We start from the raw sequence: 12,231 nt of genomic DNA on the forward strand, positions 1-12,231 counted from the left end.
GACTAGTATAACTAAAACGGGGTCATCCTTCTTCAAAAGGACAACCCCGCTGTTTTCTCTTTAATCCAGATTACATTCTCTTAACTTAGAGTCTAAATTCATCATTGCCAGTTTACCATCTAGTAAATTATTTTCTGTCTTCGCCAAAGTAACTTTAGTGTCCGCTATCTTTTTTTGTAGATTCTCTACAGCTACAGAAAGCATGAGTTTTAGGCGATTTAGTTGATTGACCTCACTTGCTCCGGGATCATAATCAATGGGAGCGATATTAGCAAGAGGATAAGCTCGTCTGATCTCACGAATCATACCTTTGCCTGTGATATGGTTAGGTAAACAGGCAAACGGTTGTAAACAAACAATATTATTGACGCCACTGCGAATCAGCTCGACCATCTCTCCCGTAAGGAACCAGCCCTCTCCAGACTGGTTGGCGAGAGAGAGATGCTGTTCTGCATATTTGGCGATCTCTTCAATGGGTTTCGGGGCACTAAACCGTTTGCTAGCCTCCAAAGCCCTCTTCATCTCTTTGCGATAGGCTTCTATTCTATTTATGGAAAGCATTCCAGACAACATCTCCCAAAAGCTACCCGATAGTTTCTTATACTTAATACGATTATCATACGCACCATACAACAGAAAGTCTGTGAGATCTGGAACGACAGCCTCTGCCCCTTCAGCCTCCAACAGCTCCACAATGTTGTTATTTGCAGTAGGGTGGAATTTAACCAGTATTTCCCCGACAACTCCAACCTTTGGTTTGACTAGATCTTCGTATATTTCCAGGTTATCAAAATCCGTGACAATTTGCCGAATATTTTCTTCGTGATCTCTTCGATTTCCTTTTTTCAAGGATTCTAGGCATCGATTTACCCAATAGTCATATAAGAGATTAGCCGAACCCGGGAAAGCTTCATAGGGGCGTACTCTATAAAGGACTCTCATTAAAAGATCTCCGTAGATAAGTCCTCTCAATATTTTATTAAACATAGGCATAGTAAATTTAAACCCGGGGTTTTTCTCTAGACTTGATGAGTTTCCCGTATTTAAGGCAATTACTGGAACATGTTCCAGATTGGCATCTTTTAAGGCCTTTCTGATAAAGGCGATATAATTTGTCGCGCGACAACCGCCACCAGTTTGCGTAATAATGACCGAAGTATTGTCTAAATCATATTTGCCAGATCTCAACGCTTTCATCAACTGACCCACGACAATAATGGCGGGATAACAAGCATCATTATGAACATACCTTAATCCTTCATCAATCGCAGACTTATCGACAGAAGGTAAGAATTCAATTGTATAGCCTGCGTCCTCAAAGCCATTCTTGAAAAACTGAAAATGAATGGGTGACATTTGTGGTGCCAAAATTGTATGTGTTTTCTTCATTTCCTTGGTAAATAAAACCTTAGGCTGCTTATCATAGCGTTTCTGAGGGACAAAATTCTTCTTTTTCCGCTCATTAATGGCCGCGATCAAGGAACGCAACCGTATTCTTGCAGCACCCAAATTACTAATCTCATCGATTTTCAACACGGTATACATTTTTCCATAAGCCTCAAGTATCTCTTTTATTTGGTCTGTGGTCACTGCGTCGAGACCACAGCCAAATGAGTTCAATTGAATTAACTCTAAATCATTCAGCTTAGCAACGTAGCTGGCTGCTGTATACTCTCTTGAATGATATACCCATTGATCGACAACACGCAAAGGTCTTTCAACCTTGCCCAGATGTTGGATGGCATCTTCGGATAAGATAGCGAATCCATAGGACGCTATCATCTCGGGTATACCATGATTAATTTCCGGATCAATATGATAAGGTCTGCCTGCGAGTACAATGCCCCGTATCTTTTTTTCGCGGATATAATCTAGGGTTTCTTCGCCTTTTCTTCTGACCTCTTGCTTATACCTTTCTTGTTCAGCATAAGCCTTATGCAAAGCACTCGCTATTTCAGTCTTCGGAATTCCCTCTGGTTGTAACTCTTCTGCCAATCGATTGACCATCCTGCTTGGCATATCGATAGGCAAGAAAGGGTGATAAAAAGTAACATTATGCTCTCTAAGACTATCCATATTCGCATTAATGGTCTCAGGGTAGGAGGTTACGATTGGGCAGTTGTAATGATTATCTGCCTGTAAATCTTCCACTTGAGCATAAGGGATGCAAGGATAGAATATCTTAAAAATCCCTTTCTTAATCAAATCAGCAATATGACCATGCACAAGTTTGGCGGGATAACAGGCAGACTCAGAAGGAATAGTATCCATCCCAAGTTCATAAATTTCTTTAGATGATCGGCCAGAAATAACAACTTGGTAACCTAGTTCCGTAAAAAATGTAAACCAAAAGGGATAGTCCTCATAAATATTGAGAACTCGTGGAATTCCGATAGTTCCTCTCAAGGCCTTGTCCTTAGTTAATGGTTTGTAGTTGAATACTCGTTTGTACTTATATTCGTAAAGATTGGGAATCTGACTTTTCAAGGTGTCTTTTCCCGCGCCTCTTTCACAGCGATTTCCTGAAATATAGTCACTTCCACTTGAGAAATGCTTAATACTTACTAAACAATTGTTCCCACATAATCCACAACGTTTCATCGAAGTTTCCGTATTGAAATCCATGAGATCTTGCGCTTGCATGAGATTAGATTGATGCCCAGCTTCATAACGCTCTTGAGCAATTAAAGCGGCACCAAAAGCGCCCATAATACCGGCTATATCAGGACGTACAACTTCTTGCTTCGTGATTTTCTCAAAGGCCCGCAGGACAGCGTCATTATGGAAGGTTCCACCCTGAACCACGATTCTTTTGCCGAGCTCTTCGGCGTTTCGCAAGCGAATCACCTTATATAGGGCATTCTTGATGACTGAAATCGCTATCCCCGCAGAAATATCACTAACTTCAGAACCTTCTTTCTGCGCTTGTTTTACCCTAGAGTTCATAAATACCGTACAACGCGTCCCCAAATCAACGGGATGTCTGGACTCCTGGCTCAGTCTAGCAAACTCTTTGACATCCATGTCCAGAGAATTGGCAAATGTTTCAACGAAGGACCCACATCCTGAAGAACAAGCTTCATTTAAAGTGATGGACTCAATCACGCCATCACGAATTACTAAACTTTTCATGTCCTGCCCACCAATATCTAAGACGAAATCAACACCAGGCCGAAAAAAATTGGCCGCAGTGTAGTGGGCTACCGTTTCAATTTCTCCGATATCCACTCTCAGGGCTGCTTTAATGAGATGCTCACCATATCCGGTAACAGCGGAATTTATAATTTTTGTTTTATTATTTAGTTTTCCATACAAACTTTTCAAGGCCTCGATTGTCGATTCTAAAGGGTTGCCCATATTACTGCCATAGTGTGAGTACAATAAACTTCCTTCTTGATTGACAAGAGCAATCTTGGTGGTTGTCGATCCAGCATCAATACCTAGATAGGCATTTCCTTCATAGTTATCAAGCTCCAGACGATTGACTTTATGCAAATCATGTCTCTCTTTAAATTCAACATATTCCTCTTCGTTCGCAAAGAGAATTTCTAATTTTTCACCCTCAACATTATTAATGTTATGAATCATTGGTGCTCTTTCAAAGAGACATTCAAATGTAAAAGGCACTTTATCACGTGAGGACAGTGCTGCTCCAATCGCCACAAAAAATTGTGAATCCTCAGGGAAAATCACGCCCTTATTCTCCAGATTAAGGGTTTCGATAAAACGTTGTCTTAGTTCTGACATAAAATGGAGCGGCCCACCCAAAAACGCCACATTTCCTCTGATCGGACGCCCCTGGGCCAGGCCGCTAATTGTTTGATTAACAACAGCCTGTAAAACAGAAACAGCTATATCTTCTTTGGCGGCTCCTTCATTCAATAAGGGCTGTACATCAGTCTTGGCAAACACACCACATCTGGAGGCAATCGGGTAGATATTATGATAGTTTTTGGCAAGATCATTTAAACCCGAAGCATCCGTTTGTAATAAGGAAGCCATCTGATCAATAAAAGCCCCTGTACCTCCGGCACACGTACCATTCATTCGCTGTTCGATCGATTCGCCAAAATACGTTATCTTGGCATCTTCGCCACCGAGTTCTATAGCAGCATCCGTGTTGGGAATAACCTTCTTAATAGCATTCGTGCAAGCAATGACTTCTTGAATAAAAGGGACCTCCAACTTTTGGGAGATATTATAACCTCCAGATCCGGTAACCATCAAGGTCAATAGATGCCCTTGTATGGCTGTTTTAGCATCATCAAGCATCATAACGACGGTATTTCTTATATTAGAAAAATGTCTTAGATATTTCTTATAGACAATATTTTTATCTTTATCTAAAACAACTATTTTTACAGTTGTAGAACCAACATCCAGTCCAATATTTAAAACACTACTCATTTTTTTCCTCCACTATGCACAACATTTACTAAATCTTCGAGAGCTATTTATATTTAACAAGTTATTCCTTTTGCAAAAATTTTAACACAAGTGGCTATGCATACCTGAATATCCGTTTCATACGTAAGTTTGTTCATAACTAAAGAAGTAATGAATAGACCAAAATTGGTAGCTAAAAAACTCATGGCCAATGTTTCAGGATTCTCCCTGATTGCTCCCCTATTTTTCATTTCTTCAAAATAGTAGCCTAATAGCTTTCTAAACTCATTTGGGAAATTGAATAACGTTGCATCAAAATCGGGGTTCAATTCATCATTTTTAAAATGCATTAAAATGATTTTCTGATTTCTATACAAAGTATCTTGATAGGAGGAACATATTTTATTTAAATCTCTTTCTAAATCCCATTCCAAACCATCATACAAAGCTCTAAATTTAGGAGAAAAAACAAATTTATCAAACGCCTTCTCGAACAGATTTTGTTTACTTTCGAAATGTCTAAATAAAGTCATTTCGCTTACTCCGGCTTTTTTGGCAATTTCCTTAGTCGTTACAGCGTTAAAGCCTTTTTGCGAAAAGAGAACAATTGAAGCATTTAGGATTTTATCCTCAGTATTCAAGACACACATATCTCTCTCCAATCATCAACTTACGCTCTTTCATGTTAGTTCCTACTAACATAAGTTTATCATCCTCTATAAATAACTTCAATCCAAGAATTTGGTATAGATAGAATAATTTGTATTTATTCATTTGGTCTATAATAAAAGCCTATTTTTATCTAGTACAAAAGAGCTGTTTGCAAAAAGGATCGCAAACAGCTCTTTTTCTTAATGGCTATGAACGGATTTTAATTGACTTACTAAATTTTCACTGATTTTATCCGGTACTACTTCATATTGGACGAATTGCATGGTAAATGTGCCTCTACCTTGGGTAAGTGACCTCAAATCAATGGCATAGCGCATCATTTCGGCCTGAGGGACATGAGCTCGAATTATTTGATATTTTTCACCTGCATCGATACCCAATAATTTTCCGCGTTTTCCATTGAGATCACCAATCACATCTCCCATATAGACTTCAGGTACTCTCACTTCTACCTCAACAACAGGTTCAAGCAAGGTTGGTTTTGCTAACTCTATCCCCTTGCGAAAGGCAATAATCGCAGCAAGTTTAAACGCCATTTCGGATGAATCTACCGCATGATAAGAACCGTCACAAAGTGTGACCTTGATATCGGTCACTGGATAACCAACCATGGTTCCTTCCGCCATAGCCTCCCGGATTCCTTTTTCCACAGCTGGTATATATTGCTTCGGGACCGATCCTCCAAAAATTGCTTCGTCAAACTCAAAATCCTTGCCTCCCGAGGGCTCTAAATTAATCCATACATGTCCGTATTGACCGTGTCCACCTGTTTGTTTTTTATGCTTCCCTTCTACTTTTACCTTTTTACGAATTGTTTCACGATAGGGTACACGAGGAACTTTTATAACTACCGCCACCCCAAATTTACGGGTCAGCTTTTCTTGAAGGATTTCTAGCTGCATTTCTCCCAGACCGGTTAAAAGCAGCTCTTTGGTTTCCGTGTTTTTGCTAAGTTTGATGGTTGGATCTTCTTCTAGCAAACGTGCCAACGAATTGCTGAGTTTATCCTCATCCCCTTTACTTTTCGGCTCAATGGCCACAGATAAAGAAGGGACAGGAAGATCAATTACCGGAAGCTCCACTGGCTGTTCCTTATCACATAAGGTGTCCCCTGTTTTCACTTCTTGTAATTTAGCGACCACAGCAATATCTCCAGCTGAAACATATGAAACTGGTTCTTGTGTTTTCCCTCTCAGATAAAATGGTTGCGCTATTTTTTCCTCGATCCCGCGAATGGAATTATAGACCAACGTATCTGCCGTGAACTTTCCCCCATAAACACGCAAGAACGACATTTTGCCTACGTAGGGATCAGCAAGGGTTTTAAATACTAACGCTACTTTCTCTCTCACTTCTTTAGGAGAAGGCATGGAATGAAAGAAATTCATGACGTTTGTAATGCCAATATTTTTATATACTGAGCCGCCAAGCACTGGGACTACAAGGTTTTGCTTCAAGGCTTCCCGTAAAGCGGTTTGTAGGTCTTCGTTACATATTTCCTCTCCATCTAGGTACTTTGTCAATATTTCATCATCCGCTTCAACGACAGCTTCGGCTAATTGAGCTCTTAAACGTTCTATCTCTTCCTTGTACTCTTCTGGAACCTCTTTAACCGAAAACTTACCGCTCCCATTAGTTTCGTAATCATACTCTTTGTTCTCGATAATATCGATAAGACCTTTGAAGCCAGCTTCTTGACCGATTGGGATTTGCAAAGGTACAAACTTGGCATGAGGATAGGTGTCTTTTAACTGGGCCAATACCTTTCCGAAATCAGCATTCTCTCGATCCAGCTTATTAACAAAAACCGCTCTGGGTAACTTCTGTTGTTCCATGACATCCCACGTAATTTCCGCCTGAACTTCCAGCCCTGCGACTCCACTAAGTACTAAGACTCCGCACTCGACGACACGCAATGCGCACTTGACTTCCCCCAAAAAATCCGAATATCCAGGAGTATCCAGAAGATTCACCTTAACCCCTTGCCACTCAATCGGAATAAGACTCGTACTAATCGACACTTTGTGTTTCACTTCTTCGGGCAGATAATCCGAAACAGTGTTGCCTTCGGCAATTTTGCCAATACGGTTGATCACACCCGAATTGAACAAAAAAGTTTCCGTTAGGGAAGTCTTGCCTGTTCCACCATGACCAACCAGACAAACGTTGCGAAGATGTTTTGTGTCATAGGTCTTCAAGACGATCTCCTCCTTAGTATGTTATTAAGAAAAAGGACGCATGCCTTTTGCTTGCAACAGTATTATTGGAGTTTGTATTATCTCTGAAGCGACTTTTTTAGTATTATTTATTGAGCAGATTAGATCAAGTATTCTCTCTATATTATTAACTTTTCCTTTCGTAAGTTCCCCATATCTGCGTTTGCTTATTTTCAACCATACATTTTCCCATTGCCCAGACACTTTGAACCTCTAAATCTTCATCAAGGAGCACTAGGTCTGCATCGTAACCAACGTGAATCATTCCCTTATTCTTAAGGCGAAGAACATTAGCCACATTAGAGGTAATCGTCCGCAAAGCTACCTCTAATGGAAGTCCGAAATCTCTCACTGCTTCTCTGACATCACGCCACAGAACCTCTACCGAACCGACTCCCATGCCGATAAGCACACCCGCTTCATTATACTGAGGCATACTACCATTCCCGTCAGAAGTGACGGTAACCCGATCATTAAGGATCTTACGTTCGTTAAACATTTGCAGGACAGCCGGCACCTGTAGTTCAGCTGGAAAATCGTCGCAACCTGCCGTAAGATCAATATGCCCACCAGCAAGCAGAAACTGAATCCCCTGTTCTAGTAAAGAGTGCGTTCGGTTTATGTGGGTTGGCATAAATTGTGTAATGGGGATCTCTGTTTGATCAAGAATCGTCCAAATCGGTTGCAATCCTCGCTTCCCTTCCCCTAGATGGAGATGAACCACTCCTGCTTTTCCTCCGAGCATTCCACCCACTCGAGCCTCGGCAGCTAAATGCTCAAGCTCAGCAATTTGAGGTTGAGCAGATCGATGATCAGATATCGCGATTTCCCCTGCACCAACAACTTTTTCGATCAAGGTCAAGTCTTCTTGCAGGGTTGGTAATAGTGTTCTCGTAGGAACCTGATAGGCACCACTATAGACAAACGTGGTTATTCCCTCATCTTCAAGAGCTTGGGCCTTAACAAGAAGCTCTGTCATTGACCGAGATATGGAATCTGTCCCCAAACAACCAACGACTGTTGTCGTTCCTCCCCGAGTTAATTGCGAAAGTTGAATTTCCGGAGTACGTGAAGCTGGGCCAGCTTCTCCCCCTCCTCCACATATGTGAACATGGGCATCGATAAAACCTGGAACTAATGTTTTGCCTTGAAGGTCGACCACTTCCCCTGAGGCATAGTCGGGAAGTCGCAAATTTTTACCGATTGTAGCAATACTTTTACCAACAATCAAAACATCTGTGTCATCTACAAGTTCCGGGCAGTAAAGTTTTGCATTCTTGATTAGTTTCCACACTATGATTCCCCCTATTCGGAGGTATATTACCCCAATTCTGGTCAAATATTCTTACCTAGAAAAATCTTTCTCTATGACGATCCCAAAATCCTTTATTATCCAAATGCTAAACAAAAAAAATATCTCAAGCTTAAAAGTGCCACGCAGACTTCACTACATTATCAGTGGAGTCTGCGTGGCGCTTAGTCATTTCTTTTTTTATACAAGCATAAGTTTAGAAGTAAACATTTAACTCGATTAACAATTTTGTTTGTGGAGGATTACATGCCGAAAAGGACCTTTGTCTATGGAGCGACCATATTGTTGGGAGCCAATTTGCTGAATCGAATGCTGGGTTTTGCCTATCAATATTTAATTATGGCCCATATCGGCGGTGAAGCCTATGGTCTATTTACTATGGTTTTCCCGATCTACATGCTGGCCCTTGTCTTCACTACTGCTGGGATCCCGCTGGCGATTGCTAAAATGGTCTCTGAAGAAGTATCCTTTGGGCGCTATTTACAAGCAAAGGCCATTTTTCGACTTGCCTTAAAGATCCTTGGTGTTTCAGGTGCCGCTGTAGCAATCATTCTTTATTTCGTTTCCCCCTACTTAGTTCAGCGAGTTTTCCCTGATCCCCGAGTACTTACAGTTTTTCAAATTTGCACACCGGCAATATTTATCGTCTCTATATCGTCGGTCTTCCGCGGCTACTTCCAGGGACTACAAAACATGGTTCCAACAGCCATTAGCCAAATCTGCGAACAAACTATTCGGGTCGCTTTCGGTTATACAGCAGCACTGCGTCTCCTCGATTCTGGTGTTGAATGGGCTGCAGCAGGATTAGCTTTAGGCATGCTGGTTGGGGAAGTGATTGGTTTGTTAGCAATCGTTTTTCAATACCAAAGGGCAAATCTTAAATTTCAAGCAGAGAGTCCAAGAGCTAGTTATTCCTCACGACATATCTTGCATAAATTATGGCAGCTAGCTTCACCTGTTACGGTCGGAAGACTGCTCTCAACCGGGCTATCTGCTTTGGATGCCATGCTCATTCCTCTGCGTCTCCAAGTAGCAGGCTATGCGGCTCGAGAAGCAGTAACCCTATTCGGCCAACTTGGAGGCGCAGCTTTTACTTTACTCACCTTTCCGAGTGTCTTTACTTTTGCCCTGGCAACTTCACTGGTCCCCGCCATTTCCGAAGCAGCTACTCAACGCCAATTTCATGTCGTCCGAGCCCGTAGCGCTGAAGCCATTCGTTTAACCATCTTAATCGGGATTCCATGTCTGATTATTCTATTTTATTTCTCGTTGCCACTCACCGCCTTTTTTAAGAGCACCGAGATCGCTCCCGTTTTACGTGTCTTGGCCTTGGGGGGAATTTTTTCGTACATACAACAAACCACAACAGGAATTCTCCAAGGACTTGGCAAAGTTCATCTTCCAGTCCTTCATTCCATCATTGCGGCTATCTTACGCATTCCAATCTTAGTGTATCTAACCGGCCTTCCTCAATGGGGTCTGCGAGGAACAGCTTGGGCTTATACCCTTGGTTTTGTAATTATGGCATTCCTCAATCTTTTGGCTATTATACGGAATACAGGGATGCCTGTAGACCTGCAACGGTTCGTCCTCCAACCACTCAGTGGGGGCATCGGCATGCTGCTGGTTTTTCATTTTTTGGATCCAATCTTAGGTAGGCATGTCGTAGGATATCTGGGTGAATTTTCTCTAGGGTTAACAATTTACAGTGCCATCTTATGTTTCAATGGCGCTGTTACGTACAATGATTTAAAAAGGCTTCCTTGGATTGGAAAATTTCTTCCACTCTAACGAAAAAATCATTTCCACCAACGCCGAAGTTGCTCTCCCCATTGCCAATAGGATAATAACAACGTGATTAGAACAAATAACAGCACCAAGAACTTGTAAATAAAGTACACCTTGATAACGGTCAGAAAGACCATAAGCAGGCCTAAAAAAGCAGGGATTGAGAAAAACTTTAGTAGTGAACTTGATTTCTTTTTGTTTTTTAATCCAGGATAAGAAAAAATAACTATAAAAAGCAAGAAATAAACTATAAATGTTCCAAATATCATCTTAGAACTTCCTCCATTAGCAAAAAGAAATAATATATCCAGAATCTGAATGCTATATACCGCCGATTATTTGTGAATACTACAATTGTCTCGAAATAGAGTGAGAGGAGATGCATTTATGAGTCGACGTAATAATCGAAACAGCGGCATTTTGCCTCAATCTGTATTGGAGCAGTTTAAATGGGAAGTTGCCGATGAGTTAGGCTTAAGTTCAAAAATCAAATCCCAAGGGTGGGAGAATATGACATCTCGCGAATGTGGCCATGTTGGTGGACGAATTGGCGGAAGTATGGTCAAAACGATGATTCGTAGAGCAAAGGAATCACTCAACAACACTTCCCTTTAAATCTAATAAAGGAGTACAGACTTTATCTGTACTCCTTTATTCATTATACCATGTCAGAAAGTACTAGTTTCGGGTGAGTCCCTTCTCGCCATCACGGCACCATGCCAATCCACACTGCAGGAGTATGCGTAATAAGTTGCAGTGTGGCGATAAGCTCGTCCGCTTATCGTCTCGAACGTCCTATTCGAGTCTTGGCTCCAGGGACACTTGGCCATCCATGGCCAGCGCATAAGTGCAACCAAAGACTTCCGCCAGCGCCTGTGGCTTGGCGCAAGTCAGGTTTTCCTTATTTCCTGTCAAATCTGGCTTGCCATGTCTGAAGGCATTCAAAATCCGTTAAATCACTATGCATGGGAGTGATGGAAATATAATCTTCTTGGATAGCTCTTAAATCAGTCTCCATTTCTAGATCTTGGGCTAAATTTCCACACTGCCAATAATAAGTTCTGCCACGCGGGTCAACGCGACGTTCAAATACGTTTTCATAGACAGCTTTACTTAACTTAGTCACTTTCAAACCACGCCACTCAGTTTGAGGTTTTCCAGGGATATTAATATTCACTAATCCTGCTCGATGATGCTGAACAATGATATCTAATTGCTCTGCAAGATAGGCAGCTGCAGGTTCAAAATTTGTGCATTCAAGGCTGGCCAGTGATATTGCCAGGGAAGGAACTCCGAGTAATACCCCTTCCATCGCAGCTGAAACAGTTCCCGAATAAAAAATATCTGTCCCTAAGTTCGAACCATGGTTGATACCAGAAATAAGGAGATCAGGCTTGGATATAAGCTCCCCTTGGATCGCTAGTTTTACACAATCTGACGGAGTCCCACTAACGGAATACCCCTTCAGATGTCCATCAAGATTATGTTCTGTTAGAAACAAAGGCTGAAACAGAGTGATAGAATGACCTGTGGCGGAACGCTGACCTTCTGGGGCAACAATGCTAATATCATGGTTTGTCTGCGAGCGAAGAGTTCGATATAATGTCTGAATCCCAAGTGCATTATAGCCATCATCATTTGTCAGTAAAATATGCATGCCATTCCCCCGATCACTCTACTTCATAGACAGAGATAACCATTTTATCTTCTTTTTTCGTCAGACCAAACATTAGGCGATGATCTTTCAAATTTTTGTTTAAAAAATCAACAACCTTATACAGTTCGCTATTCACGCCGATCCGTTGTGTCGCAATAAGTTCTATTCTGCCTTGTCGATCGGACGATTGATTATCCATA

At 41.4% G+C, this 12,231-nt stretch carries 8 protein-coding genes; 2 read left to right on the forward strand and 6 right to left on the reverse strand.

Features of this window, described 5'->3' with window-relative positions:
• Positions 1 to 60: 60 nt before the first annotated feature.
• The 4 genes from DOT_RS17295 to iadA form a co-directional block, all read right to left on the reverse strand.
• On the reverse strand, positions 61 to 4,407 hold the full coding sequence (locus DOT_RS17295; RefSeq protein WP_009621469.1) for a 2-hydroxyacyl-CoA dehydratase: 4,347 nt from the start codon (positions 4,405 to 4,407) through the stop codon (positions 61 to 63).
• Positions 4,408 to 4,460: 53 nt separating this feature from the next.
• The gene (locus tag DOT_RS17300) at positions 4,461 to 5,036 is read right to left on the reverse strand and encodes a TetR/AcrR family transcriptional regulator (protein ID WP_040412634.1); all 576 of its coding nucleotides are present in this window, start codon (positions 5,034 to 5,036) and stop codon (positions 4,461 to 4,463) included.
• 201 nt (positions 5,037 to 5,237) lie between these two features.
• Entirely contained in the window at positions 5,238 to 7,256 is a 2,019-nt protein-coding gene (gene fusA / locus DOT_RS17305) for an elongation factor G (protein ID WP_009621474.1), read from the reverse strand.
• Positions 7,257 to 7,401: 145 nt separating this feature from the next.
• On the reverse strand, positions 7,402 to 8,568 hold the full coding sequence (gene iadA, locus DOT_RS17310) for a beta-aspartyl-peptidase (protein WP_009621476.1): 1,167 nt from the start codon (positions 8,566 to 8,568) through the stop codon (positions 7,402 to 7,404).
• A gap of 264 nt (positions 8,569 to 8,832) precedes the next feature.
• On the opposite strand from iadA, the gene DOT_RS17315 reads away from it, so the two are divergent.
• Both DOT_RS17315 and DOT_RS17325 read left to right on the forward strand, forming a co-directional pair.
• Positions 8,833 to 10,377 (forward strand): polysaccharide biosynthesis protein, encoded by a 1,545-nt coding sequence (locus tag DOT_RS17315; protein ID WP_040412637.1) that lies wholly within the window; start codon positions 8,833 to 8,835, stop codon positions 10,375 to 10,377.
• Positions 10,378 to 10,761: 384 nt separating this feature from the next.
• A complete protein-coding gene (locus DOT_RS17325) occupies positions 10,762 to 10,989 on the forward strand; it encodes an alpha/beta-type small acid-soluble spore protein (protein ID WP_009621480.1) in 228 nt (75 codons plus the stop codon).
• Positions 10,990 to 11,275: 286 nt separating this feature from the next.
• On the opposite strand, the gene surE is transcribed toward DOT_RS17325, so the two are convergent.
• Complete coding sequence (gene surE / locus DOT_RS17330) at positions 11,276 to 12,031, reverse strand: 5'/3'-nucleotidase SurE (protein ID WP_009621484.1); 756 nt, start codon at positions 12,029 to 12,031, stop codon at positions 11,276 to 11,278.
• 13 nt (positions 12,032 to 12,044) lie between these two features.
• Positions 12,045 to 12,230 carry a YpmA family protein gene (locus tag DOT_RS17335; RefSeq protein WP_009621486.1) on the reverse strand — a complete coding sequence of 62 codons (186 nt, stop codon included), beginning with the start codon at positions 12,228 to 12,230 and terminating at the stop codon, positions 12,045 to 12,047.
• Position 12,231: the final 1 nt, after the last annotated feature.

Origin of the sequence: Desulfosporosinus sp. OT, from assembly GCF_000224515.1 — a bacterium.
Classification (GTDB): domain Bacteria; phylum Bacillota; class Desulfitobacteriia; order Desulfitobacteriales; family Desulfitobacteriaceae; genus Desulfosporosinus.